This window comes from Saccharothrix violaceirubra, assembly GCF_014203755.1.
GTDB classification, from domain to species: Bacteria; Actinomycetota; Actinomycetes; order Mycobacteriales; family Pseudonocardiaceae; genus Actinosynnema; species Actinosynnema violaceirubrum.
The window spans coordinates 2,801,903-2,826,846 of record NZ_JACHJS010000001.1 but is presented as its reverse complement, the minus strand read 5'-3'; the positions used below and the strand labels follow the sequence as shown (position 1 = coordinate 2,826,846).

General features: G+C 73.0%; 22 protein-coding genes. 9 read left to right on the top strand and 13 right to left on the bottom strand.

The features are described 5' to 3' along the window. Window positions 1-4: 4 nt before the first annotated feature. Window positions 5-3,565 carry a BTAD domain-containing putative transcriptional regulator gene (locus F4559_RS13490; RefSeq protein WP_184668861.1) on the top strand — a complete coding sequence of 1,187 codons (3,561 nt, stop codon included), beginning with the start codon at window positions 5-7 and terminating at the stop codon, window positions 3,563-3,565. A 17-nt stretch (window positions 3,566-3,582) separates the two neighbouring features. Here F4559_RS13490 and F4559_RS13485 read toward each other — a convergent pair whose 3' ends face one another. After that, window positions 3,583-5,148 carry an eCIS core domain-containing protein gene (locus F4559_RS13485; RefSeq protein WP_184668860.1) on the bottom strand — a complete coding sequence of 522 codons (1,566 nt, stop codon included), beginning with the start codon at window positions 5,146-5,148 and terminating at the stop codon, window positions 3,583-3,585. Between the two features lie 225 nt (window positions 5,149-5,373). Here F4559_RS13485 and F4559_RS13480 point away from each other — a divergent pair, with 225 nt between their 5' ends. Further along, window positions 5,374-5,565 (top strand): YhjD/YihY/BrkB family envelope integrity protein, encoded by a 192-nt coding sequence (locus F4559_RS13480; RefSeq protein ID WP_312865624.1) that lies wholly within the window; start codon window positions 5,374-5,376, stop codon window positions 5,563-5,565. 383 nt (window positions 5,566-5,948) lie between these two features. Here the strand turns inward: F4559_RS13480 and F4559_RS34960 are convergent, their stop codons facing one another. Then, on the bottom strand, window positions 5,949-6,995 hold the full coding sequence (locus F4559_RS34960; protein ID WP_312865623.1) for a glycosyltransferase family 2 protein: 1,047 nt from the start codon (window positions 6,993-6,995) through the stop codon (window positions 5,949-5,951). Window positions 6,996-7,579: 584 nt separating this feature from the next. Between F4559_RS34960 and F4559_RS13470 the strand changes: the two genes are divergently transcribed. Together F4559_RS13470 and F4559_RS13465 are read left to right on the top strand one after the other, a co-directional pair. Next, entirely contained in the window at window positions 7,580-8,470 is an 891-nt protein-coding gene (locus tag F4559_RS13470) for an iron-containing redox enzyme family protein (protein WP_312865622.1), read from the top strand. Continuing rightward, complete coding sequence (locus F4559_RS13465) at window positions 8,467-8,682, top strand: CDGSH iron-sulfur domain-containing protein (RefSeq protein WP_184668857.1); 216 nt, start codon at window positions 8,467-8,469, stop codon at window positions 8,680-8,682. Before F4559_RS13470 ends, F4559_RS13465 begins: the two co-directional genes overlap by 4 nt. 126 nt (window positions 8,683-8,808) lie before the next feature. Here the strand turns inward: F4559_RS13465 and F4559_RS13460 are convergent, their stop codons facing one another. Continuing rightward, window positions 8,809-9,255: a hypothetical protein gene (locus tag F4559_RS13460; RefSeq protein ID WP_184668856.1), complete on the bottom strand. Its 447-nt coding sequence runs from the start codon at window positions 9,253-9,255 to the stop codon at window positions 8,809-8,811. 135 nt (window positions 9,256-9,390) lie between these two features. On the opposite strand from F4559_RS13460, the gene F4559_RS13455 reads away from it, so the two are divergent. Beyond that, window positions 9,391-9,795: a DUF6292 family protein gene (locus F4559_RS13455; protein WP_184668854.1), complete on the top strand. Its 405-nt coding sequence runs from the start codon at window positions 9,391-9,393 to the stop codon at window positions 9,793-9,795. A gap of 257 nt (window positions 9,796-10,052) precedes the next feature. Continuing rightward, window positions 10,053-10,502: a DUF4383 domain-containing protein gene (locus F4559_RS13450; protein WP_184668852.1), complete on the top strand. Its 450-nt coding sequence runs from the start codon at window positions 10,053-10,055 to the stop codon at window positions 10,500-10,502. A 148-nt stretch (window positions 10,503-10,650) separates the two neighbouring features. Here F4559_RS13450 and F4559_RS13445 read toward each other — a convergent pair whose 3' ends face one another. The 5 genes from F4559_RS13445 to F4559_RS13425 form a co-directional block, all read right to left on the bottom strand. Next, complete coding sequence (locus F4559_RS13445; RefSeq protein ID WP_184668851.1) at window positions 10,651-12,678, bottom strand: ATP-binding cassette domain-containing protein; 2,028 nt, start codon at window positions 12,676-12,678, stop codon at window positions 10,651-10,653. Beyond that, entirely contained in the window at window positions 12,675-13,613 is a 939-nt protein-coding gene (locus F4559_RS13440) for a hypothetical protein (protein ID WP_184668850.1), read from the bottom strand. Before F4559_RS13440 ends, F4559_RS13445 begins: the two co-directional genes overlap by 4 nt. Before the next feature lie 4 nt (window positions 13,614-13,617). After that, window positions 13,618-15,774, bottom strand: a complete 2,157-nt coding sequence (locus F4559_RS13435) for a cysteine peptidase family C39 domain-containing protein (protein ID WP_312865621.1) — start codon at window positions 15,772-15,774, stop codon at window positions 13,618-13,620. Continuing rightward, a complete protein-coding gene (locus F4559_RS13430) occupies window positions 15,771-16,502 on the bottom strand; it encodes an HlyD family efflux transporter periplasmic adaptor subunit (RefSeq protein WP_184668849.1) in 732 nt (243 codons plus the stop codon). Before F4559_RS13430 ends, F4559_RS13435 begins: the two co-directional genes overlap by 4 nt. A gap of 93 nt (window positions 16,503-16,595) precedes the next feature. Then, on the bottom strand, window positions 16,596-16,733 hold the full coding sequence (locus F4559_RS13425; protein ID WP_184668848.1) for a hypothetical protein: 138 nt from the start codon (window positions 16,731-16,733) through the stop codon (window positions 16,596-16,598). Window positions 16,734-17,247: 514 nt separating this feature from the next. Here F4559_RS13425 and F4559_RS34360 point away from each other — a divergent pair. Next, window positions 17,248-17,676 (top strand): hypothetical protein, encoded by a 429-nt coding sequence (locus F4559_RS34360; protein WP_221447220.1) that lies wholly within the window; start codon window positions 17,248-17,250, stop codon window positions 17,674-17,676. Between the two features lie 109 nt (window positions 17,677-17,785). On the opposite strand, the gene F4559_RS13415 is transcribed toward F4559_RS34360, so the two are convergent. The 3 genes from F4559_RS13415 to F4559_RS13410 all read right to left on the bottom strand — a co-directional run bounded on the left by F4559_RS13415 (window position 17,786) and on the right by F4559_RS13410 (window position 21,537). After that, window positions 17,786-19,411 (bottom strand): amidase, encoded by a 1,626-nt coding sequence (locus F4559_RS13415; RefSeq protein ID WP_184668847.1) that lies wholly within the window; start codon window positions 19,409-19,411, stop codon window positions 17,786-17,788. 166 nt (window positions 19,412-19,577) lie between these two features. Then, on the bottom strand, window positions 19,578-19,712 hold the full coding sequence (locus F4559_RS35895) for a hypothetical protein (RefSeq protein WP_281386308.1): 135 nt from the start codon (window positions 19,710-19,712) through the stop codon (window positions 19,578-19,580). 1,453 nt (window positions 19,713-21,165) lie between these two features. After that, window positions 21,166-21,537: a helix-turn-helix domain-containing protein gene (locus F4559_RS13410; protein WP_184668846.1), complete on the bottom strand. Its 372-nt coding sequence runs from the start codon at window positions 21,535-21,537 to the stop codon at window positions 21,166-21,168. Between the two features lie 969 nt (window positions 21,538-22,506). Here F4559_RS13410 and F4559_RS35890 point away from each other — a divergent pair. Together F4559_RS35890 and F4559_RS13405 are read left to right on the top strand one after the other, a co-directional pair. Next, window positions 22,507-22,629: a hypothetical protein gene (locus F4559_RS35890; RefSeq protein ID WP_281386307.1), complete on the top strand. Its 123-nt coding sequence runs from the start codon at window positions 22,507-22,509 to the stop codon at window positions 22,627-22,629. Then, window positions 22,623-23,105 carry a hypothetical protein gene (locus F4559_RS13405; protein ID WP_184668844.1) on the top strand — a complete coding sequence of 161 codons (483 nt, stop codon included), beginning with the start codon at window positions 22,623-22,625 and terminating at the stop codon, window positions 23,103-23,105. Before F4559_RS35890 ends, F4559_RS13405 begins: the two co-directional genes overlap by 7 nt. A 49-nt stretch (window positions 23,106-23,154) precedes the next feature. Here F4559_RS13405 and F4559_RS13400 read toward each other — a convergent pair whose 3' ends face one another. Continuing rightward, on the bottom strand, window positions 23,155-23,409 hold the full coding sequence (locus F4559_RS13400) for a hypothetical protein (RefSeq protein WP_184668842.1): 255 nt from the start codon (window positions 23,407-23,409) through the stop codon (window positions 23,155-23,157). 478 nt (window positions 23,410-23,887) lie between these two features. Further along, window positions 23,888-24,853 (bottom strand): alpha/beta fold hydrolase, encoded by a 966-nt coding sequence (locus F4559_RS13395; protein WP_184668840.1) that lies wholly within the window; start codon window positions 24,851-24,853, stop codon window positions 23,888-23,890. Between the last annotated feature and the right edge of the window lie 91 nt (window positions 24,854-24,944).

The window sequence follows — 24,944 nt, the reverse complement described above, 5'->3', positions numbered from 1 at the left end:
ACGCGTGCCGGCCGGGTTGCGGGTGAGTGTGCTGGGGCCGGTGCGCGCGTGGTCGGGCGACACCGAGTTGGCGTTGGGTCACGCGCGCCGGCGCGCGGTGTTCGCGGTGCTCGTGGCACGGGCCAACCAGGTCGTGTCCCGGCAGGAACTCGTCGACGCCGTGTGGGGCGAGGCACCGCCGGCGAGGGTCGTCGGCAGTCTGCACACCTACGTGTCCGGGTTGCGCCGCGTCCTCGGCCCGCACCGCGAGGCGCTCGAATCACGCCCCCACGGGTACTCGTTGCGGCTCGCGGACGACGCGGCGGACACCGCCCGGTTCGACCGGGCCCGGGACCACGGCGGTCGGCTGTCGGCCGCGGGGCGCTGGGCCGAGGCCCGGGACGCGTTCGAGGACGCGTTGGGGCTGTGGCACGGTTCCGCCTACGCCGGGCTGCCGGGCCCGTTCGCCGAGCGGGAACGGCACCGGCTGGCCGAGCTGCGGCTGGGCGTGGCCGAGCGGCGGGCCCGTGCGCGGCTGGAACTCGGCGAGCACGCCGAGGTGGTCGCGGACCTGGCGGAACTCGTGGCCGAACACCCGTGGCACGAGTCGTTGCGGGAACTGGTGATGGTCGCGCTGCACCGCTCCGGTCGGCGGGCCGAGGCGCTGGAGGCGTTCCAGGACGCGCGCCGGGCGCTGGTGGCGGGGCAGGGCGTGGAGCCCGGACCGGCGTTGCGCGAGCTGCACCGCGACATCCTGGCCGGCCCGTCCGGACCGCTGTTCTCCGCGCCGGGTGTGACGCCGGGCGGGGTGTTCGTCGGGCGCGACGACGACACCGCCCAGCTGCGCGAGCTGGTCTCCGACGTGCTCGCCGGACGCGGCACGGCCGTGTGGGTCGAGGGCGAGGCCGGGATCGGGAAGTCCGCGCTGCTCGCCGCCGCACTGGCCGACGCGGGCGACCGGGGGTGCCAGGTCGCGTGGGCCGTCGCCGACGAACTGGGCCGGCGCAACCCGTTGCGGGTCGTGCTGGACTGCCTGGCCGTGCACCCGGAGTCGCCGGATCCGCGGCGCGCGGATCTGGCGGCACGGCTGCGCGGCGACCCGGACCCGATCGACGTGCCGGCCGCGGTGGACCGGTTGGCGGCCCTGGTGGACCAGGCGTGCGCGACCGCGCCGCTGGTGCTGGTGATCGACGACCTGCACTGGGCGGACGACGCCAGCGTGCTGCTGTGGCACCGGCTGGCCGCCGCGACCCGGCAACTGCCGCTGTTGCTCGTGGCCGCGACCCGCCCCGATCCGGCCCGGCGCGAGCTGGCCCGGGTGCGGCGCGCGGTGGAGGCACACAACGGGTACGTGCTGGCGTTGGGTCCGCTCACGACCGCCGACGCCGAGGCGTTGCTCGCCCGCACCGTCGGCGCGCCGGCCGGCGAAGGACTGCGCGAGGTGATCGGCTTCGCGGCCGGGAACCCGCTCTACCTCACCGAGGTCGCCCACGCCCTGGTGCGCGGGTCGGCGGTGCGGGTGGTGGGCGGCGTCGCCGAGGTCGACCCCGACGCCGCCGAACGGGTGCCGCGCTCGCTGTCGGCCGCTGTGGAACGCACGCTCGACCTGCTCTCCGCCGAGACCCGCGAGGTGCTGCGGCTCGCGGCCCTGCTGGGCGCGCGGTTCCGGGTGGCCGAGCTGACCGCGGTGACCGGCCGGTCGCCGCTGGAGCTGGTGTGCGTGCTGGACGAGGCCGTGGCGGCGGCCGTGGTCGTGGAGGCGGGCGACGACCTGGCGTTCCGGCACCCGTACCTGCGGCAGGTGCTGCACGAGGACGTGCCGCGGCCGATGCGGGTCGCGCTGCACCGGCACGCCGCCGAGGCGTTGGCCGGCACCGGCGTGCCGGTCGAACGCGTCGCCGGACACCTGGTGGCCGAGGAGATCCCGGCGGACGGGTGGGTCGTGCGCTGGCTGGCCGACCACCACGCCGCGGTGGCCGCCCGCGCGCCCGGGGCCGCCGCCGAACTGCTGCGTCGCGCCGTGGACACCGACCTGCCCACCCCGGCGCAACGGGCGTGCCTGCTCACCGCGCTGGTGCGGGCGCGGTTCCGGGTCGGGCGGTTCCCCGAGGCGGACGCCGAACGCGCGCTCGCGCTGACCACCGACCCGGACCAGGCGGCCGAACTGCGCCACCTGCGCGCGGCCATGCGCCACCGCCGGGGCGACCCCGCGACCGCGATCACCCTGCTGGGCGAGGCACTGGACGCGCCGGACGTCCCGGAATCCTGGCGTCTCCGGCACGTCGCCCTGCTGGCCGACTTCCAGCGCGGCGACCTGGACGACCTCGACCGGACGCGTCTGTCGGCCGAACGGGCACGCGCGCGGGCCGTCGACGCGCACCCGGCCGCCCGCGCGGCGCAGACCCTGTGGCTCGTGCGCTCGATCCGCCGCGACCACGGCCGGGCGCTGCGGCACGTGGACGACGCGCTCGCCGTGGTCGGCGACCGGCCGGGGTTGGCCGAACTGCGCTTCGACCTGCTCGACAACCGGGTGTTCAGCCTCCAGAACCTCGACCGCCTGGACGAGGCCGAGCGGGCCCTGCGGGGTGTGCCGGACCCGCCGACCTGTCTTCAGGTGACCGCCGCCGTGCACCACCACTGGACCGGGCGGTGGGACGAGGCGTTGGCCGGACTCGACGCGCTCGCCGAGGACGGCACCGGGTTGTTCGGCCTGCGCGAGCCGGGGCCGACCACCCTGCTCGTGCACGGCGTGGCCGCGCTCATCGCCGGACACCGCGACGACCGGGTCGCCGCGACCGCACACCTCACGGCAGCCCGCGAGCACACCGCCGCGACCCGGGCGGAACGGGAGAACTGCGATTTCCACCTGGCGGCCGAGGCGTTGGCGGCCGAGCAGCGCGGCGACGTCGTCGGCGCGCTCGCCCACCTCGCTCCGGCGCTGCGACCCGACTACGCCCCGATGATGCTGCGCCACCAATGGCTTCCGCTGGTGATCCGCCTCGCGCTCACGGTGGATGACCACGCCACGGCACGCACGGCGTTGGCGGTGTGCGAAGAGGAAGCCGCCAAGGAGGTCGTCCCGGCCCGCGCGCACGCCGCCGCCGCGCACTGCCGCGGCCTGCTCGCCGACGACCCCGACCCGGTCCTGGAGGCCGCCGCCCACTACCGGTCGGTGGGCCGCGTCGTGGAGTGCGCGACCGCTTTGGAGGACGCGGGTGTCCTCTTGGCGGCGGCCGGACGTGCCGACGAGGCGTCGTCGGCGTTCGCCGAGGCGGTGGAGTCGTTCGGGGCGCTGTCGGCGCGGTGGGACGTGCACCGCGCGGAGAGCCGTCGGCGCGCGGCGGGCGTGGTCCACCACCCGGGCCACCCGCCGGCGAAGAGCGGCTGGCAGGCGTTGTCACCGCTGGAGGTCCGCATCGCCCGGCTGGTCGCCGCCGGCCTGTCCAATCCGGACATAGCCGGTGAACTGGCCCTGCCGCGCCGGACCGTGCAGTCCCACGTGGCCCGCCTGACCGCCAAGCTGCGCACCGACTCCCGGGCCGGGATCACCGGCCACGTCCACGCCAACAGCCCACCGCCGGCCTGACCCTCCCGGCATGCCGTTCAGCCGCGCCCGCCCCGGTGGACCACGCCGCCCGTCGGACCGCTCTCGTAGCGCTCCTCGGCCCGCCTCCTGGCCTCCGCGGCGTCGGTGTCCGGCTCCTCGGTCCTGATCCGCTCGACTTCCGCGTCCTTGAGGAGCTTGCTGCCCACGGCCGCCGCGTCCACGCCCCACGGCGTCCGACACGCGTAGATCAGCAACGACCGGTACTCGGCCAGGGCGGGCTCCCGGTCGACGATCGTGGGCAACGGCGGGGTGTTGGCCCGGAGCGCGTCGGCGTACTCCGCTTCGACGTTGTCGGCCCAGTCGAAGTCCAACAGGACGGCCACGTCGCACTCGCCCAACAGCCCGTGGAGCAGGTGGACCTGCGAGGTGAGTTCGGTGGCGTGGTGCGGGCGGACGTACTCGGCGGGCGCGGCGTTCGTGGGCTCGATGTCGGACTCGGCCAGGGCGTCCGGCAGCGAACTCCACTCCTCCGGCGACCCCTTGATCCGGTTCAGGCTCGTCTCGACCGCGACCGCGAACCCGTACTGCCGCGCGGTCGCGGTCATGATCGTGCTGTCGACGTCCTCGTAGCCGTGGGAAAACCAGGCCAGCATGTTCTTGTGCTTGGGCGAGGAACCCTTGAGCACCGCGACGGTCCCCCGTCCGAGACCACCGATGTCGAAGGACACCGTGCGGGGCTCGGGCAGATCGGGTTGCCGCTGCTGCCAGACCTCGCCCGCACCTTTCACGGTCTCGTGCGCACGCTCGGAATGCCGCTCCCGCTCGGCGGCTGACGCCTGGTCCATCCCCTGTGCCATCGAGGCGGGCGTCACGTCGTTGTCGTACAACAACTTCACGGCGTCGTCGACTTTCAGGTCCCGTACCTTAGTACGGCCCTTCTTGGCCAACTCGTTGAGCGCCTCGAACACCCAGCGCTTCTGGTCCCCGGTGAGCGTGGTGTCCGCCCCGGCCCACCGCGCCCAGAAGTCCTTGTCTGTGGCCCGGACCCGCTGGACACCGTCCCCGGACGCCCGATGCCCGTCGGCGGCGACCCGCTGCACCTCGGGCGAACCCCGTCCGATGTCGGTCGCGGTGTCCTCGGCGTCGCGCTCCCACGGGTCGTCGGGCCGGCTGACCCCGGCGGGCACGCCGCCGAGCCGCTGCTGGCGGACGTGCTGGAGTTCGTGGCGGACGGTGTGGTCGTCCATGTCGGCCGGGCTGCGGAACACGATGTGGTTGGTCTTCGTGGTGTAGGCTTTGGCCCCCACCGCTTCCGCCGAGTCCCGGTCGACGTGCGTGCGCACGTCGCCGAAGTCCTCACCGCCGTAGTCGTGCTCCATCCGGTCGCGCAGGTCGGCCTTCATCGGACTGCCGGACCGCCGCGTCACCGCGTCGACCGCCGCCATCGCCGACGGTTCGTCATCCAGCCGGTGGTCACCGGCCAGCAACGCGACCACGGCCGCGTTGCCGACGGTGCGTTGCAGCGACCGCAACACGGCCGGCGCGGTGGCCGGAGTGGCGCCGACCGCCGCGGGCCGAGGTCGTGCGGACTCCTCGTGTTCCGGTTTCGCCCGTGCGCGCATGACACCGACCCTCCCACCCGTCCGGTGGCGGGCGAAGGTCCGCGAGGGCAGTCCGGAGGCAGACTTCGTGCCCCGAAGCGACCTTCCTTCCAGCCGGCCCGGAACCGGCTCGCGCCTCCACGGGGAAACGCCGGGAGCAGGCGACGGACGGACCGTCGACCCAAGTCGACTTGGGCCGGTCCAGGTACTTCTGCGGGAACAGCGGCGTGACACTACGGCGTTGGTGTGGCAAACAAGACCTACGGTTCGCCGGCCGGCGTCGTCGTCTTCCTGTTCTGGCTGTGGATCTCCGACATCACTCTCCTGCTCGGCGCGGAACTCGACGCCGAACTCGAACGCGGCCGACGCATGGCCACCGGCGAATCCTCCGGAGAGGACCCCGTCGTACCACCACGCGACACCCGGGCGATGGACTGATCGCATGCCCCGCCGGGCCGAATCCCGGCGACGACCTCGCACTCGCTTCGGCGCACTGCCCCGCGCCCCGCGCCCGGCGACGGCCGAACGGGTATGACCGGCGGCGGATGCGCGACGGTACCCTCGGCCACGGGATCGACGCGCTGCCGGCGTGGCACCGCCGTGCCCGACTTCGGCTGCCTCTCCACACTCACCCTGCCGGCCGATGTGGCCGGCGTGAGCTTCGTCGCGGCGATCATGGGCGCCGGGCGTGGCCTGTCCCGCACACCACGCTCGTGTCCGGTGCCACCACAGCACCGACACCGGTTCCGCCGCCTTGCGGCACCACCCGCGCTCCCTCACCGTCATCGCCGCCGGGCAGGTCACCGCGTTCGCCGAGCGGGCTACTCCTCGGCCTCCCGGCGGCCGACCTGTCGATCCCCGCGCCGAGCGCGGAGCGGTCGGCCTCCGCCGCTGATCGTCGCGCCGCACCCACCGGCCATGCGGTGGCCTTCGCGTGCGGAGTACGCGGCGACCCGCAGCCGCCCGCCGCCGTAGCGGACTCCTCCGAGCAGGACGCGGTGCGCGACCGCGACCCACGCGCACACCGCGCGCTCGGCCACCCACAGCGGCGCGAAGAGCGGAACGGTCGCCGGGAACACGCGGGTTCCACCCGCACGCCGCCGCCCCAGTTCGGCGAGGAAGGCCGAAGCCATCGTCCCGGATACCGCGGCTACCACGCCCTTCCGCCTGACCACGGCGATGGCGACGACCGGAAGCACGGCGAGTTCCACGCACAGGCGTGCCGGCTGCGCCAGGCTGTCGTACGCCTGGCGTACGCGTTGCGACCGGAAGTGCACCGCGGTCGGGGGCTCCCGCCGCACGAACAGGTCCGCGGCCCGGAGCACCCGGCCACCGGCCGCCGACACTGTTCTCATCAGCTCCAGGTTTTCGAACAGCACGTCGTCCCGGTAGCCGCCCATGTCCAGGAAGACCGGGCGGCGGATGCCGAACGTGCCGGGATAGTCGCCGCCGAAGGCCCGGTTCAGCAGAATCCGCGCGGTGTCCCACCGGGCGTGCCACGGCAGCGGTCCGAAGTAGTTCTGAGGTGCCACGAGGTCGGTGTCGTCCAGGGACGCGGCGACGCCGGCCAGCGCGGCGTCGTCGTAGCGCACGTCGTCGTCCGCGATCACCACCTTCTCATGCCGAGCGGCCCGGATCCCGACGTGGACCCCGAGCACCTTGCCGTTGCGTCCAGGACCCGCGCTGCCCACCCGCACGTGCGTGATCCACCCGGACCACCGCTGCGCGTGGGCGACGAACACTCGTTCGGGTGAACCGTCCGCGACGACGACCTCGCACCGGTCGGCGAGCCACCGGAGGTACGCGGTCAGGCCGGCGAGACCGTGATCCCCGCTCCACCGCAGCGAGAGGACGTAACTGACGGGCACACGGGGTACCGCACTCGATTCCACTCTGCCGGTATGCCCGCCACAGAGCCTGTCAAGCACTGCGGGAGCCGCTCCCGCCCAAGCCCGATCAGGCCGGTCGCGCGACAGTGGACGCGCGCGGGGAACTGTGGGTCGCCGAGGCCTGCCGGCACGCCAAGGTCGTCGGCGCGTGGGATGGTGGCGCGGCACCGGCCCCGAGGCCGGCGTAGTGGTCGGTGACGACCCGGCCGACGTGGTCGACGAGGCCCTGACGCAGCTCGCCGGGCGCCGCGTGGGGGGCCTGGCGTGACTGCGGGCGGCTGCACCGCGCCGCCGTGGTGCTGCCGTTCCAGCGCGCCCGGGTGCGTGGCGGTGGTCACAAAGTCCGCTTTCCCGAGCGTGACGTGCGGCCGGTATTCGAAGTGGACGCTTCGACTGCTCCAGTCGGGGTACGTCCCTCTCATCGAGGCCGGGCTCGACTTTCGAGGAGCACACCCATGCGACTGCCACATCCACGCGGTCCGATGAGTTCGGCGCTGGTGGCCGCGCTACGCACAGGACATTTCGAGGCACTCGGACCGCGTGATGGCGGGCCATCCGAGGTGGTGCACGACGAAGACCTCCAGCTGAGTCTGTGGACGTGCTACGAACTGCACTACCGGGGCTTCGACGACGTCGACGACACGTGCGAGTGGTCACCCGAGGTGATCGTGTTCCGCGGTCTGCTGGAGAAGACCTTCCTGGCCGGGCTGCGCGCGATCGCCCCGGTCGAAGACGTGACCCCGGAGGAGGTACCGGACGCGTTGGCGGACCTCGTGGCGGCCGACGACGGGCCGCCGTTGGCCGGGTACCTCCAGCGCGAGGCCACGCTGGACCAGTTCCGCGAGTTCGTGGCACTGCGCTCGGTGTACCACTTGAAGGAGGCCGACCCGCACTCGTGGGCCATTCCCCGGCTCGACGGTGGCGCCAAGGCCGCGTTGGTCGAGATCCAGGCCGACGAGTACGGCGGCGGGCGCGTCGAGCGGATGCACTCGGAGCTGTTCCGCGACCTCATGCGCTTCCTGGACCTGGACGACACCTACGGCCACTACGTGAACCAGGCGTCCGCCGCGACCCTCGCGGTCACCAACACCATCTCGCTGTTCGGCCTCAACCGGCGCCTCACGGGTGCGCTGGTCGGCCACCTCGCCGCGTTCGAGATGACCTCGTCGCTGCCCAACCGCCGCTACGGCACCGGGTTGCGGCGCCTGGGCGGCGACGCGCGGGCCACCCGCTTCTTCGACGAGCACGTGGAGGCCGACGCGGTCCACGAGCAGATCGCCGCGCACGACCTGTGCGGCTCCTACGCCAAGGCCCACCCCGAGGCGGCCGGTGACGTGCTGTTCGGCGCGGCGGCCTGCCTGTCCGTGGAAGCGCGGTTCGGCGGGCAACTCCTGCACCGGTGGGCACGCGGCCTGCCGGCGCTGCTCGTCCCGACCTTGGGACGGACGGCATGACCGCCGAGCGCGCCACCATCACCTCATACGAGAACGGGCCGCTGCTCGTGCGCGGGGACTTCGAACTGCGCACGCACGACGGCGAGCTCATCGACCCCGGGCGCGGCACCGTCGCGCTGTGCCGGTGCGGGAAGTCCGCGCTCAAGCCGTTCTGCGACGGGACCCACAAGGCCGCCAACTTCCGGGCGTCCGGTGGGGACCGCGAACGCTAGGCGACCCGAGGCGTCCGCTCCGGCACCAAGGCCGGAGACCTCGGAAGGGGCGACGTCGGCCCCGTTCACCGTCCACTTGGCACCGGGAAGGCGGAGCTGTTCGGCCGACGTCGCACAGTCTCCTGTTCACCCCCGGCGATGACCTCTCCGTCCCTCCTGGGACCCGCGGTAGACAGGACCCCGCAGCCGGTTGACCGCGCCGGTCAAGGCGAATCCGGGCAGCACGTGGGAGACGACGTCGAAATCCGGGTCCTCTTCGGTGGGACGCTCGACGCGCAGCGTCGCGACCCGCTGCCACGCGGAGGTCAGCGTCGCGATCATGATCGACACAGTGAACGGCCGGGCCAGGACGGCGTCGCGCAGGCCGGTGGCGTCCACCGGTACCCGACGGCGCGGGTCGTCCGGGAACGCCGCGACGTAGCGGTTGCGCGAGCCCACGCGGTAGGGCAGCAACGAGGTGAACGTTCCCTCGAAGGTGGTCCCGGAGGGGTGCGGCAGCCGCTTCCCGCGCAGCGCGGCACCCCACCGCGCGGCCGCGGCGAGCCCGTCCTCCCGTGCTCCACGAATCTTCACGGCAGGCGACTACCCGGGTCACCACCGGGAAAACCGGCTCGGCGCGAGCCGGGGCCGTGACCCTGTCGGCGGCGATCACCGGCTCGGCATACGTCGTCGTGGCCGGTTTCCGCGGACTTGCGGTGGGTACCAGGAATGCGCGTCAAACAGTCGGCGCGGTCGGGTGAACCGGACGAAGGTGGCGACGGCGTGGCCGAGTGGGACTTCGACGACAGCGGGATACGGGCGCTGAGGCAGTACGCGCGGGCGGTGGGTGTGGCGCTGAGCCTGGGCGGCGACTGCTGGTGTGTGGAAGAGGAGCCGCGGGGCGGCATCTATCTGCCGTTGGACGGCCGCGTGGCGGCGTTCCCCGAGCACGACGTGGCACTGCTGTGGGACGAGAAGGCCGGCTGGTCGGCGTCCCTGGAGACCACCGGGGGCGCGGACGTGGTGCTGGAGCGATTCACCGGCCCCGCAAAGGCTTCACCCGCCGACGTGGCCGCCTGGGCGGCCGACCTCCTCCGCACCGAGGCGGTGGACGACCTCACGCGCGTGGCGTGACCCGTAGGGGCCGGATTCGGTGAAGGAGCGGGGGAACCCGCCGACACGGGAAGGATCTCGTCGAGGTCATCGGGCCGACCTGACCGCCCAGGAGGCGGACGGGTACCGGTCGGCCAGTCGGCGCGGGTCCTGATACCGACACCTTGCCGGAGCGCCTTCCGTTCAGCTTTGTCCGCCTGTCCCGGACGTGCTCGCGGAGGGTCGCGGGTTCATCGCCGGCTGGTCGGGTAGCCGTCACTCGACTCGAAGGAGATGAGATGTCCTCGACCACGACCACCCGTACTCCGGTACAGACCGCCGCCCTCGCCCTCGGTGTGGTGTTCCTGCTCGTCGGTGTCGCCGGGTTCATCCCCGGCGTGACCACCGACTACGACGCCCTGAGCTTCGCCGGACACCATTCGGAGGCCGAGCTGCTCGGCATCTTCCAGGTCTCGGTGCTGCACAACATCGTCCACCTGTTATTCGGCGTCGCCGGGGTCGCGCTGGCCCGTGCCGCGAACACCGCGCGGGCGTACCTGATCGGGGGCGGCGCCGTGTACCTCGTCCTCTGGCTGTACGGCCTGCTGATCGACCACGACAGCGCGGCCAACTTCGTCCCGGTCGACAACGCCGACAACTGGCTCCACCTCGGTCTGGCGGTGGGCATGATCGCACTCGGCGTCGCCCTGAGCCGTCCTGCCACCCCGCGCGACGGCCACCGGGTGTGATCGACCTTCCCGTGATCCGCTCCGACGACCACGTCTCCCCCGCCAACGGCAACCGCCGTCACGCCAAGTCATGTACACCAACCCGTCGGGTCCGGTCACAGCGGTTCCGCTGTGACCGGACCGTGCCGGGTCCTGGTCGACGGTGAGGTCAGTCGACCTCCAGCGCGGGGCGCCCCGCCGAGCCGACGGCCAAGTGCGCCCCCACCACCTGCCGTGCCGCCAGCCGGTGGAACAGGCCGCCGGCGTCGGCGAACAACTCGGCGAACGTGCCGGCCTGCACGACCCGGCCCCGGTCCAGCACGAAGATCCGGTCCGCGTCCCGCACGGTCGACAGCCGGTGTGCCACGACCACGCGGGTGGCGGCGGACCGGCGGGTGCCGGCGGTCACGAGCTCCTGGGTCCGGTTGTCCAACGCGCTGGTGGCCTCGTCGAAGAACAGCACCCGGGGTTTCGCCGCGAGCGCGCGGGCGATCAGCACCCGCTGGCGCTGCCCGACCGACAACGTGCCGCCCCCGTACGGCACCACGGTGTGCAGCCCCATCGGCAGCCGGCGGACGTCCTCCTCCAGCCCCGCCCACCGGACCGCCTCCCACACTTCCTCCAGTGGCAACGGGTCCGCGCCGCAGATGTTCTCGCGCAGGGTGCCGCCGAACAGCCGCCCGTCCTGGAGAACGACGCCACACTGGCGGCGCACGGCCCCCACGTCCAGCGCCGCCAAGTCGTACCCGTCGTAGCGCACCGTCCCCGCCTCGGGCCGTTCCAACCCCAGCAGCAGCCGCAGCAGGGTCGACTTGCCCGACCCGCTCGGTCCGACGAGCGCGACGAACTCGCCGGGTCGGACGTGCAGGGAGACGTCGTCGAGCACGGGCTTGTCCGAGCCCGGGTAGCGGAACGTCACGCCGCAGACTTCGATCCCGCCGGCGAGTTCCACCTGCCGCGCCCCCGGCTCGCTCTCCGGCGACGCGGCGAGCACGTCGGTCACCTCTTCGAGGCGGGGCAACGCGGCGGCGACGTCGACCCCGGCCGCGCACAACGTGATCGTCGCCTGCACCAGCAGCGCCAGCCCCGCGTTGGCCGTGAAGAACCGGTCGGCCGGCACCTGCCCGCTCAGCGGACCCGACAGCACCGCCAGCAACACCAGTTGGGTGCCGATCGGCAACGCCGTGACCAGCGCCGCGAACCCCGCCTGGACCCGCCGCACGCGCCGCACCCCGGCCCGTGCCGCCACCGCGGCCTCAGCCCACCGGCCAAAAGCCCGGGGTTCGGCGGCGGCGGTCTTGATCGTCGTGACGCCGGCCAACACCTCGTCGGTGACCGAGGCCGCACGGTGCTCGGCGGGCAGCGCGGCCCGCTGCCGGCGCACGACCACCGCGCCGAGCGCGGTGCTCACCAACGCCGTGCCGACGACCAGCCCGAACCCGACCCAGGTCAGCGCCGACTCCACGACGAGCAGCAGCCCGACCCCGGCGCAGGCGGTGCACAACGCGAGGAGCGCCCTGGCCGGCACCCCGTCCAGGGCCTGCCGCGCGTGGGCGACGCCAAGCACCCGGTTCGCCAGCGCACCGCTGGTCGTCCCCCGGAAGAAGCCGGTGGGCAGCCGAAGCAGCCGATCCCACACCGCCAGGTGAAGATTCGCCTCGAACCGGTCCTCGAACCGCAACGCGCGCAGGTTCAGCACGACCTCCAGCAACGCCGCCGCCACGGCGGTCGCCAGGTAGAGGACGACGTCCCAGGCTATCCCGCGCAGGTCGCCCCGGACGAGCCCGCCGAGGACCCGACCGATGATCAGCGGGGTCGCCAGGTGGAGGACCGCGACGAGCGCGCCGGCCACCAGCATCCCGCGCAGGTCGCGGCCGTTGCCGGTGAGCCCCCGGCGCAGCAGGTGCCGCAGGCGGGCCCGCGCGGGCAACGGCAGGTGCGGGGCGGCGGCGCTGTCGGCGAACGCGGTCGCGTCCACCGGCGTGCGCGCCCGGGTCAGGGGGTGGACCACGTGGTAGCGACCACGCGCGAACACCAGCGGCACGGGGTCGCCCGTCCCGTCGGCGCGCGTACCGATCAGCGGGCCGACGTCGCGACGCCCCCAGCCCCGGTCCAGCCGGGTCCGGCGCAGCCGGATCCCGGACCGCCGCGCGTGCGACCGCAGCACCGCCGACGGGTCCACCGGCGACGCGCTCACCGCCCCCACCCGGTCACCGCGCGCAGCACGTCGTGGGGCTCTCCACCGGCCCGCCCCATCAGGTCCTGGGGCTCCCCACCGGCCCGGCCCGCCAGGTCGCGGGGCTCTCCGGACCGGACCACCGGGCCGCGGGGCCCACCGCCGGTCCGGTCCACCGGGCCGGTGCGGGCGCCCAGGCCCAGTTCGCCCAGGGCGCGGTGGGCGGTCGCGGCGAGCGCGGACCGGTGGGCACGCCGGCGTTCGGCGAGCGCGGCGAGGAGACGTTCGTCGTCCGCGCGCGCCTCGGCCATGGCAGCCCAGGCCAGCCGGGTCAGGTGGCCGCCGACGACGTCGGTGAGCCCGCCGGCGCGCAGAACCTCTTCCGTGGTGCGGAGAGCGAGGACGCAGTCGTCCTCGGCGCCGATCCAGTCCCCCGCCGTGAGCAGGACGGCGTCCCGCCGGGCGGTGACCACGTCGCCGCCGTTGACCCGGAACCCGCCGCGAGCCCACAGCCAGAGCGGGCGTCGGACGCACAGCGCGGACCGGCCGGCGGCGAGCGGGCCCGGCCACAGCGGCACGCTGTCACGCGGCGGGTGCGCCGGTCGGGTCCGGCCGGACATCGCCTGCAAGGCCCGGTCCAGCGCAGGGGCGAGAGCGGCCCACCAGGGGAACCCCGGCTCGTGGAGTTCCCGCAGGCGACCGCCGGGCAGCGGCACCGCGTAGAGCTGCCACTCGCCCGTCAGGGCCGGTGGCGGCACGGCGCTGAACACCGGGCAGCGCGCCACGAACCGGCGGCGGGACCGGCGGCCGTCGGGGAGTTCCCGCACCCCGAAGACGTCGACCGGGCCGCCCTCGACCAGGTAGGCGAGCCGCCACCCGTCGAGCCGGCGCGGTCGCGCGGACGCCGCCGACGCCGAGGCGGTGAGGAAGTCCCAGTACGCCGGAGCGTGGAGCACGGCGTCACCTCCGGGTCTCGTGGTGCCGGACGAGGTCGGCGTAGGCACCGTCGCGGGCAAGCAGCTCGTCGTGCGTGCCGCGTTCGACCTCCCGGCCGTGCGCCAGCACGACGATCAGGTCGCAGTCGCGGACGGTGGCCAGCCGGTGGGCGATGATCAGGCAGGTCGCCCCGCGTCGCCGGAGGTCGGCGTCGAGGAGCGCTTCCGTCGCGGTGTCCAGGGCGCTGGTGGCCTCGTCGAGCACCAGCAGCCGGGGTCGGCGGGCCAGGGCGCGGGCGATGACCAGGCGTTGCCGCTGCCCGCCGGAGAAGTTCCGGCCGCCTTGGCGCACCGGGGCGTCCAGGTCGCGGACCTCGTGCAGGATCTGCGCGTCGGCCAGAGCGGCGAGGACGTCGTCGTCACCGATGGTGGGGTCCCACAACGTGACGTTGTCGCGCACGGTGCCCTGGAACAGGGTCCCGTCCTGGTCGACCACCGCGGTGATCGCCGCCCGCAGGTCCGGGTCGAGGTCGTCGAGGTCGTACCCGTCGATCGTGACGCGCCCGCGCCACGGCCGGTGGAGCCCGACGACCAGCCGGCCCACCGTCGACTTCCCGCTGCCGGAACCGCCGACGAGCGCCACCCGGGCGCCGGGCGGCAGATCCAGGGAGAAGTCGGTCAACAGCGGCGCTGCCGAGGGGTTGTAGCCGAAGGTGACCGACTCGACCACCACCCGGCCCTCCATCGGCACGTCCGCGACGGGGTGCGGCGGGGGCGGGGGCACCGGGTAGTGCTCGACGTCCAGCAGCCGCCGGACGTCGACGCCGACCTCCGCCACGCGGGCGCTGACGTCGGCCAGGTCGTCGATCGGCCGGTTCATCGCCGTGACCAGGGTCTGCACCGCGACGAGCAGGCCGACGGTCAGGGTGCCCGCCACGACCAGCCCGCTGCCGACGGCCAACAGCACGGCGGTGGTCACGGCCAGCACGAGCGTCGGGACCACGCCGAGCACGGCGGCCGGCACCCCGGCCCGTTGCCGGCCACTGCTCACCGCGGCTTGGCGGGCGGCGAACTGCCGGAAAGCCAGGTCCTCCTGCCCGTTCGCCTTCGTCGTCTCGATCATCGCGATAGTCGATACGACAGTGCCGTACCAACGGCTCCGCTCAGCCTGGACTCCGGCGACGGCGGCCGTGCGCAACCCCGACAACCACCGCAGCACCACGACGTTGAGCCCGGAGCAGGCCGTGGCGCACAGCCCGAGCACCGGGTCGTACCGGCAGAGCAGGACACCGTAAGCCAGCACCAGGGCAAGGTCGACGGCGGTCGCGGCGAGCCGCCGGGTGAACACCTCGGCCACCGCGTCGTTGGTCTCGACCCGGTGGGCGAGGTCGGCGGCCTGCCGCTGGTCGAAGAACGCCTGCGGCAGCCGCAGCACGTGCCGGAAGAACCGGGCGGCCCCACCGAGCGCGACAGCGGTCTCCGCCCGGACCAGCAGAAGCCGCTGCACGAGCGCCGCGACGAACGTGATCACCGTCGCGATCGCCAACGCCGACACCAGACCGCCCGTCACGCCGGCGTCCCCGCCGAGCAGCACCCGATCGACGAACACCCGCGACAGCAAAGGGAACGCGATCCCCACCACCGCCACGAGCAAGCCGAGCAGCACGGTCAACGGGACCACCGAGCCGAGGTGACGCCACCGCCGGGCCACCGCCGCGAGCAGGCTGAACTGTCGACCCTCGCGCCGGAAAGCGGGCCCGGGTTCCAGGTCGATCGCGATGCCGGTGTAGGAGCGCTCGAACTCGTCCCACCCGATGGCGCGGGGCCCCAACGCCGGATCGTTCACCCGAACCCGCCGGCGATTCATCCCCTCCAGCACCAGGAAGTGCTCGAACCGCCAGTAGAGGACGGCCGGCAGCCGCAGTTCGCCAAGGCCCGCGATCCCACACTGCTTACCCTTGGCGGTCAGCCCATGCCGCCGCGCGGCCTTGACCAGCCCGGACGCCGTAGAACCGTCCCGCCCGACGCCGCAGTCCCGCCGCAGTTCTTCCAGCGGCACGTGCCGGCCGTAGTGGGACAGGACGATGCCCAACGAGGCCGCGCCGCACTCGGTCGCCTCCATCTGGATCAGCGTGGGCGTGCGGACCCGCCGGCGCGCGGTCCGCTTGGCGACGGCCGTCACGGGAACAGCCAGTCGACCGGCCGCTCGTCGGCGATCGTGATGCGGGCCGTGACGACACCCTGCGAGCGCGCGAGGTCACCGGTCGGCTCGACGATGACCGCCACGACCGGCCCGCCGGCGAGGAAGGGCGTGACGTCACGGGTCCGCCCGAGGAAGGCGCGCAACGAATCGGCGGTCTCCGGGAACGACCCGACCTCACGCACCACCCCCGCACCGGGCACCCCGGTCAACTCGACCCGCATCCCGGCACGCACCGACCGCGCCGCCGAGGCGGCGACGTAGACCACGGCCCGCACCCGGTCGTCGGGAGTGTCGAGCCGTTCGAGATTCGCGACCCCGGTCCCGGTCTCCACCCACTGTCCGGGCGAGACCAGCGTGCCGACCACGTACGCGGTCCAGGGCGAGCCGACGGTGACCGTGCCGCCGTCGTCGGTCAGTTCGTAAAGCGCCTGCCCCTTTTCCAGCCGCTCGCCGGACCGGGCCAGGACGCCGGTCACCAGACCCGCGCGCGTGGCGTCCACAGTAGACACACCGGAGGCGCGCGTGAGCACGCCGGACGCGGAAACGGTCTTGGGCACCGTCCCGAAGACGGACCAGGCGCCCGCGGCGACCACCACCAGGGTCAGGGCAAGCGCCGTCAGCCAGGCAGGCACCGGGGCAAGCCGCGCGACCTCGTCCAACTGCTCCGGAGACTCAAGCGACTCAAGGGCGCGCTTGCGGAACTTCACCGGCTCCTCCTAGGTCGACCGGAAACGCGAACGGGCACGCCGGGAACGAATCCCGACGCGCCCGTCGTCGCAACAGTCAGACTGGCGGTCTACTTACGCGCGGGGGATGCGACGGCCGCTGCCGTACTCGCCGTAACCGCCTGCAACGGTGTCCAGGTCGGCGTCGTCGAGCTCGACGACAGCGGTGATCTCGACGTCGTCGGAGACCGGGTTGATCTGGTCGTTCGCCATTGTTCTTCTCCTGGTCGGACGCGCTTCGTCAGAAGCCCATTGCGGATCCGGAGGCCGTCGTCCTCGCGGTGTCGCCTTTCGGCCACGAGAGAAAAGTACGACCCCGCCCAGGCGGCAGAACACGCGGAGGAACAGGCAGAAAAGAACTTCCGCCCATTCTGCCGGTTTCCGCGGAACCAGCCGCTCCGGGGCCTTCCGTCGGACGCACGACGCGGCACGGAACAAAGGATTAAGCGCAAGTGTCCAATAGGTACCGCGCAGGCGGGGTTCAGCACAAGTCGGCTCGCGACTGCCACTACGGCCCGGTCGGCCGTGGTGACCGGCACCGATTTCAATTCGTGACCGCATCTCACATCCACAACCTTGTCGAGACCACTTCCCCCGAACCGGTGACGATCACCTCTTGGACGGAATTCCGCCCGGTAGCGGCAAGGCGTTCACCGTCGCGAGCGCGGGGACCAATGCCCGGGTGGCAGTGATCGGGCAACGACCACCGCAGCACGAGGAGGCCCCCATGGCGACCTACCGCACCGAGATCCACACCGGTGGCGGCGGCCGGCAGGCCGACCAGGACCTGACCATCCAGATCTCCGCCCGCAGCCAGGTCGTCCCCGGATCCGGCGCGCCGTCGACCGGCACCACCGTCACGTGGAGCGGTGACCAGGGCACCGCCGCGATCACGTTCTTCGACGGCGGCTCCAGCTTCACCGGCACCGCGCGCCTACCGCACGCACCCGGCTGCTCGACCGAGTCGACCCGCGACCGCTCCACCGGCCACGCCCCGCCGCCGATGGAGCCGTCGTCGCCTGATCGGCACGAAACCCGGCTACGGGCACAGCCGCACCGCCAGACCTGCGCCGGGTTGATCAAGGCGCCGCGGGAGCCAGCAGGCCCCTTTCCACCCCGTCGGGATGTGGCACCGGCACCCTCGGCTCCACGCTGAGGCTCCATCGAAGTTCTTCCTGTCTACTCGTCCGGCTTGAGCGCCACCGTGGCCGGCGCGAGCACCCGCGTCGCGGTGCACGTCGCACGCACGACTCCTCTGCGGGTGTTCACTTCGCGGTGGGCAGGTAGCGGGGCGCCTTGCGGGCGTGGGTGGCCTGCTCGTAGGCGTAGGCGAACGAGAGCAGCTTCGCGTCGCTGAAGCGCGTGCCCAGGAACGACAGCCCCAGCGGCAGACCCTCGCGGCTGAAGCCCGCCGGCACGGACAGGTGCGGGTAGCCGGCCGCCGACGTGTGGCGGCTCGTGCCCGCGAACGAGTCACGCACGGGGTCGCCGCCCTGGTAGTCGACAGGCGGTGCGGGCAGCTCGGTGGGCGTGACGATGGCGTCGAGGCGGTGCGCGGCGAGCACGTCGTCGATGCCCTGCCGGCCCGCGGTCGTCGCGGCCTCGCGGTGCGACCGGTACTCCGGGTCGGTGATGTCGCCGTCGGTCTTGTCGGCCATCTCGAACAGGTCCTGGCCGAACGTCGCCAACTCGACGTCCGCGTGCCGCCGGTTGTACTCGATCAGGCCGGTGAGGTTCTTCGGGTGTGAGCCGGGCGTCTTGGCCAGGTAGGCGTCGAGGTCGTGCTTGAACTCGGTCAGGACGGCGGGCAGCAGGTGCGGCACCACCACCTCCTGGAAGTCGGGCAGGTCGGCGCCCTCCACAACCGTCGCGCCGAGGTCGCGCAGCTTCGCGACGGAGGCGTCGAAGACCCGGTCGGCGTCGGGGTCGATGCCCTGGTGCCCCTTGCGCCAGACGCCGATGCGCTTGCCGCGCAGCGCGTCGGTCCTGAGCACCCGGGTGTAGTCGGCGGGCAGCGCGCCGGCGGCGGCCGCCGAGTCGGGGTCGGCGGGGTCGGTGCCGTGCAGCGCCCAGAGCGTCACGGCCGCGTCGGTCACGGAGCGGGTGATGGGCCCGGGGCTGTCGTGCCGGCTGGTGATCGGGACGACGCCGGTCCGGCTGACCAGGCCCAGCGAGGGCTTGACGCCGACGGTCGAGGTCATCGCCGCCGGGCAGACGATCGACCCGTCGGTGTCGGTGCCGATCGTGATCGCCGCGAGGTTCGCCGCCGCGGCGGCGGCCGAGCCGCTGGACGAGCCGCACGGGCTGCGGTCCAGCACGTAGGGGTTGCGGGTCTGGCCGCCGGTCGCGCTCCAGCCCGCGAGGGCGTCGGAGCCGCGGAAGTTCGACCAGATCGAGAGGTTCGCCTTGCCGAGGATGACCGCGCCGGCCTCGCGCAGCCGGGAGACGAGGAACGCGTCCTTCGCGGGCTTCGCCTCCGACAGGGCCGTGGACCCGGCCGTCGTCGGCTGCCGGTCGGCGGTGTCCGTGTTGCCCTTGATCAGCACCGGAATGCCTTCGAGCGGCCCACGCGACCGGTGCTCACGCCGCCGGGCGTCGCTCTGGCGAGCCAGCTCGACGGCGTCGGGGTTGACCCCGAGCACCGCGTTGAGCCGGGGGTTGAGGGTGTCGATGCGCCGGAGGTAGGCGCGGGTCACCTGCTCGGAGGTGAACACCCGGGCGTCCATGCCCTGCTGGAGGTCCAAGACCGTGACCCGGTCGAGCACCGCGCCCAGCAGTGCCGCGGGCACGACGTCGGTCGAGGCCCGCGCCGGCAGCGCCGTGAACGCGCAGGCCGCCACGAGGCCGACCGCCGCCCCGCGCACCGACCACCTTGCTGCTGTTGACCGCATCGGATCCCCTTCGTCCGCAGGTTCCGCACCCATACAAAGTCCACTGAGGACTTGAGGTGCAGGTCTTTCCCGTGGGAACGACGCTAGGCCCATGTCCCCGGCGCGAAAATGCCCCTGGCATCCCTGCTGTGGTAGTGCCTGCACCACCACAGCGCCGCAGCCCGCCCTACCCGACCGAGCGCGTCATGAGCCCTGCCGGCGCGGCAGCAGGTGGGCGTCGCGCCGGCGCGACGTGGTCGCGGTCGCGGGCCAGGGCCAGGGCCTTGAGCGCGGCGTACACGACGGTCGCGGGCTCCGTCATCGGGCCGATGGCGGTCCTGTGCCGATCTCGTCGAAGAACTCCGTCCCGGTCGAGCCGGGACATACGCCACAGCACCCTCACGCCGCGGAAGCGACGTCCACGACCACGCCGGCACCCCGGTCGAGCATGCCCGGCGCCGGCGCGCGAGTCAGCCCGACCGACGCACCCACGTTGACCGCTACCCGCGTCTGATCGACGCCGGCGGGGACGTCCACGAACCGGCCGGCGGAACCGAACCCCGCGTTGCCGACCGGTGTGCACGGCGATACCACGCCGACGCAGCTCGCCCGCGATCCCGTCGGGCGGGCCCGGATACGCCAGTTCGGCGCGTTCCGACCGGCGTGTCCCTCGGCATCGACGAGTTGGCCGGGTTCGCGACCGCCGACCGCTTTCGTGGACCAGAAGGCATGGCAACAGTGGCGGGCCGGACTCCGCGTCCGGGCTCGACCGCGGACGGGGCGGACGCGGTGACCGGGACCATGCCGATCGCGAGACCATGATCCTCCCCACCGACGCCGGAGATTCCGGAAAGCGACCCGATATCCTCGTCCAGGCTGTGACTCCGCCGGGACGGTCACCGCACTCGCCGTGCCCGTCGAGATCGGAGGAAACCGGCACCCGGCAGCCCTCGGCGCTGCGGACCTGCTTGGAGGAGCAGGCCATGGGGATCCGACGCGACACCAGCCGACGCACGCTCCCATTTGTCCTGGACATCACCCGGGCGACCCCTACCCGAGTGATCAGCTCGGAATAGGCCGGCAGGAGGGTGTTGGCCGTGGAGTCGGAGGCGCCATGATCACGGCGTGCACCGAGAAGCATCGACCGACGGGCCGTAGGCCCGACCGAAACGCCGTTCATCCCGGTGTGTCAAGGCGCCTGCGCACCTCCGGGCCGTAAGCGATTCGGCGCCGGGCGGGTTCGCGCGCATCCTGGACGCCGTGCGCGCCGGGATCGCAGGAAAACCGACTGCCCGCCGAGCCGTCGGATGCCTCAACGGACCATCCACACAGGACCAACGCCGTCGGAGCCCCCTGAACCCCCGTGGATGAGGTTCGCTTCGGAGGTGCCCCCACAACCGTACGCACCGTTGTGGCCGTCGGATCGGCCGGGCGAAGACCCTCCGGGTCGAACGGAACTCGACACAGGCCGAAGCCTGTGTCGGGGCGGGATCCACACCCGGATGCGACCTCGGAGGGCCGTGCCGACCGGGCCGGCGCCACACAGGCACCGACGCTGGACTGAGAGCGGGTGGGCTGGAACCGGAGGGCGTCGGGGCGACCTTGTCGGCCGCGTGGACGGATCGCACGCCCGACTCGCCGCCGACCCGGAGTTCCCGCCACACGACCTGGTCGACGACAGGCTGCGGGACCCCCGGGCAGTTCTTGCGGAAAACCACCGGAGAATCCGCAGTGCGTGTTCCGGTGCCGTTCGACCCGACCGGCCGGCAGTGGGTCTACACGCCGTGCAGTGGCGGGTAGGGCTCGCCCGGAGGGTGCTGCGGTCGGTTGGCGTCCCTTGCCTCCTGGAGCTGGTCCTCCAGGGTGACGATGCGGCACGCCGCGTCCAGGCCGGTGCCCTGGTCGACCAGTTCCCGGACGCGGGCGGCCAAGCGCAATTGGGAGCGGGAGTAGCGGCGGTGGCCGCCGGCCGAGCGCTGTGGCTCGATCAGTTTCGCCTCGTCCAGGCTGCGCAGGAACCCTGCCGACGTGCCCAGCATCTCCGCGGCCCGACCCATGGTGTAGGCGGGGTAGTCCTCGTCGTCGAACCTCTCGGCCGTGGTCTGCGCCTGCGGCACCTGCGGTCCGGTTGTTCCCTCTGGGGTCATCGCGCCTCCGCGTCACGAGGGGCCCCGGCGCAGTAGCGCCGGGGCCCCGGGGTGTTGGGTTTCACTTCCACCTAGCCGACCGTGAGACCGGCTTCCTCTGTCCGCACGACCCGCGCCGGGCGCGGGTGCTGCGGGGATCGCTTGTGCGTAACCGAAGACCACCTTCCAATCCGATGGCACCGCGGTACCCGTCCGGCCTGGTCCTGCCGAAGACGGGCGATCCGATGGTGTGCAACCCTTCCCTTCTCCTCTGATCAACTTCACTGGCAACCTCACGTGACGGTCGGCACCGGTCCTGATGCACACGCCGGAATCACCTCACCGACCATCCCGGCCACCTGCCAAGAGCCCCGTCCACTGATCGGCTCCGACAGACTCGGCCTCACTGCACTTGCACTATCGACCGCAACTACTTCACCACTTCATCCGGTCGCCGGCACCGGGACCGTCACTCCGATCCCATCCGCCGATCGACCCCTGACCCACTGGCACGGAGTCGGTTCACCGACCGGCCCCGTCCCGTCCGGCCGTCTCGCTGTCGATCCCACGGGTAGTTCGTCATCTCCCGTGCCGCTGCACTTCGCTCTCAACAAGGAGAAGACTACACACACCCGCACCCGAATGTCTACTCCAGTCAGCACAGATTTACTCGACCACATGTCGAAGGCTCTCTCACCTGCGGCGACGGCATGGGACGGTCGGCCGCAGATCGCCGGTCGGAGCCTTCCGGTCGTCGGCCACCCCTGGGCGGCGGCGGAGAAGCCGATTCCCTCCATCCGTCGGCCGGGGGCCCCGGCACCCCGACGGCCTGCGTGGTCAACGGAGGATCGATTGCCGAGCCCCCGCCCGCCGCCGCACCGCCGTGGCCCCCGGACCGGGTGGAGGCGTTCAACAACCCAAGGCTCCACCGCGGTTGCTGAACGTGTTTGCTGAACGAGCCGAAGGGGGTTGCATGGTGTTGTGGACCTGATGAGGGTCACCACGAGCGGGCAGGAAACCGCGCGGCAGCACGATGCGCTCGACGGCATCCGCGCGAAGGTGTTCGAGGCGAGGCCCGGCGGCACGCTCGCCCGGGGCGCCCGCCGATGCTGACCGCCGCGCTGGACTACCTGCGCCCTGGCGACCTGCTCACCGTGCAGGAGTTCGACCCGCCCGGCCGCAACCTGCTGGAGGGCCTGCTCGCGCTCGACTCTCACCATGTGCGCCCGCGCGACCCCGTGACCGTCGGGCACCGCCACCACGTTCCGCGCGGGATCGCCCATGGATGTACTCCCCCGCCTCGGACCGGTCCGGCGGTGGCGATGCCGGATGACGCGACGGCCGACGGCGGCGCGTCACGGGCCCTCCGGCCACCGGAACGCCGAGGCGTCGGCACCCATGACCACAAGACCCGGCGTGTCGTCGACTCTCCCCGTTCCGACTCCACGACGCGACCGAACCACCTCGACCGCGACAGCCCGGGGCACGCGAACGGTGGCCGCGACGGCCGTTCGCCACCGATAGTCCATTATCGGACTATCGGCTACCACCACACGCCCTTCGCGGTTCCCGGGTCACCACCCCGGTGACGACCGTGTCCACGTCGTGGCTGGTCGAGGTCGAGCGGGGCGGTGTGGTTCACGCGGTCACCTTCGGGGCGAACAGGGCGCGCGCCGCCCGACCGACGGACGCGCCCACTGCCCGCAGGTCCGTCTCCGTCAGCACGTCGGCCACGATCGAGGACACCTCGTCCGCGGTGAGCGGGGCGCCCACCGCGGTCGCGACCTCCTGGAAAAAGTCGCGCAGGTGCTTCTCGGTGATGCCGTCCGGCGATGCTGCCAGCAGCACGTCGAGCACGTCCGGGGAGAATTCGCCGGGGCGCCCGGTGACCACGAGCCGCGTATCCCGCAGTTGGCCCGCAGTTGGCCCGCCTCGATCTCCTTGGCGAGCCGGGCCACGGCGAGGTGGACGCACGGCCGCACCCAGGGCCGGTCCAAGCCGTCGATGAACAGCCACCGCAGGCGTGGCGGCAGTCGCCGGAACCTGCCCACGTACTGGTGCACCAGGTCCCGCACCGCACGGGACTGCTGGACGTGCTCGTCGCCCAGGTCGAGCCGGGTGGCCAGGGTCGACACCAGGTCGGCCGCGCGCACGTCGTCGTACCAGTCCTCCTCGATGTCGACGACGACGACGCAGCTCAGCGACGGGTCGTGGAGGATGTGCCGGATCCGCCGAACCCCTCCAGCCGCCCGTCCCTCGTTCCTGTTCCGCTGCCCGGCCTCACACCCCGTCCGACGGGCTCGACGGGGGGTGAGGGCGCTCCCACGACACGCTCGGCGGGCTCGCTCGGATCACCCCGCGGCCCGGACGGTCAGTGCCGGTTGGCCCGGAAGAAGTTCCGCAGCACGGGGTTGAACACATCCGACCGCTCCCAGTGGACGTTGTGCCCGCACTCGTTGGCCACCACCGTGCGCACCCTCCGGAAGTGCCCGGCCAGCAGACGCTGCACCGGCGGTGCGGTGAACGGGTCGCCGTCCCCCCACAGCAGCAGCGTGGGCACGGTGAGCCGTTCGATCACGGCCCAGCTCAACGTGGTCGCCCTGGGCTGGACGATCCCGTCGGGCCCGGCCCGGTGGTGGATGTCCAGCCACCCGGCGACACCCTCCGGGTCGATCGCGCGGTAGGACGGGCCCAACTCCCGGAAGTGGACGGGCAGCGCGTCGACCTCGGGCGACCGCAACCGCCCCACCATGTCCTGGTAGTCCCGCTCCTGGACCTGGAGCACGCACGCGCCGATCACCAGGCTGCGCAACCGGTCCGGGTGGTTGAGCGCGTAGTCCATCGCGTACCAGCCGCCGCCGGCGACGCCGACGACGTGGAACTTCCCGACCCCCAGGAAGTCCACGAGGTCGTGCAGGTCCTCGATGCCGGTCCTCGGGTCGTCCGGGTCCCGCACCGGCGAGTGGGCGTAGCCCCGACGCGAGTAGCCGATGACCCGGTACCCCGCACGGGCGAGGTACGGCTGCTGGTACGGCCAGCTCTCGCCACTGCCGCTCAGCGCGTGCAGCAGGACCACCGGCTGGCCGGGCCCGCCGGTGTCCCAGTACCACAGCCGCGCCCCGGGCACCTCGAACAAGCCCTCGGTGGCCGGAACCTGCCCGGGCACCGGGATCGGGCGCACCGGGCTGCCGGGGCCCGGGACCGGAACGCCCGGCGGGTGCGCGTCGGCGGTCCCGTTGGCCAGGGCCGTGCCGCCGAGGGCGAGCCCGGTTCCCCGCAACAGGGTCCGGCGGGACATCGGAAGCGACGGGTCCGGATCGGCCTCGGCGTTGCCCATGCGACCTCATCTCGGGTGACGGGTACCCGCCGACGTGGCGGACGTGCCGAGGAGCCGAACCACCGGCGCATCGGTGATCACGTGCCGAGTC

Coding starts and splice junctions, on each gene's coding strand:
- F4559_RS13465 (WP_184668857.1), top strand. CDS start 8,467: ATGACCGCCGAGCGCGCCACCATCACCTCATACGAGAACGGGCCGCTG.
- F4559_RS34360 (WP_221447220.1), top strand. CDS start 17,248: ATGGCGACCTACCGCACCGAGATCCACACCGGTGGCGGCGGCCGGCAG.
- F4559_RS13455 (WP_184668854.1), top strand. CDS start 9,391: ATGCGCGTCAAACAGTCGGCGCGGTCGGGTGAACCGGACGAAGGTGGC.
- F4559_RS35890 (WP_281386307.1), top strand. CDS start 22,507: ATGAGGGTCACCACGAGCGGGCAGGAAACCGCGCGGCAGCACGATGCG.
- F4559_RS13395 (WP_184668840.1), bottom strand. CDS start 24,853: ATGGGCAACGCCGAGGCCGATCCGGACCCGTCGCTTCCGATGTCCCGC.
- F4559_RS13410 (WP_184668846.1), bottom strand. CDS start 21,537: ATGACCCCAGAGGGAACAACCGGACCGCAGGTGCCGCAGGCGCAGACC.
- F4559_RS13405 (WP_184668844.1), top strand. CDS start 22,623: ATGCTGACCGCCGCGCTGGACTACCTGCGCCCTGGCGACCTGCTCACC.
- F4559_RS13485 (WP_184668860.1), bottom strand. CDS start 5,148: ATGCGCGCACGGGCGAAACCGGAACACGAGGAGTCCGCACGACCTCGG.
- F4559_RS13425 (WP_184668848.1), bottom strand. CDS start 16,733: ATGGCGAACGACCAGATCAACCCGGTCTCCGACGACGTCGAGATCACC.
- F4559_RS35895 (WP_281386308.1), bottom strand. CDS start 19,712: ATGACGGAGCCCGCGACCGTCGTGTACGCCGCGCTCAAGGCCCTGGCC.
- F4559_RS13415 (WP_184668847.1), bottom strand. CDS start 19,411: ATGCGGTCAACAGCAGCAAGGTGGTCGGTGCGCGGGGCGGCGGTCGGC.
- F4559_RS13450 (WP_184668852.1), top strand. CDS start 10,053: ATGTCCTCGACCACGACCACCCGTACTCCGGTACAGACCGCCGCCCTC.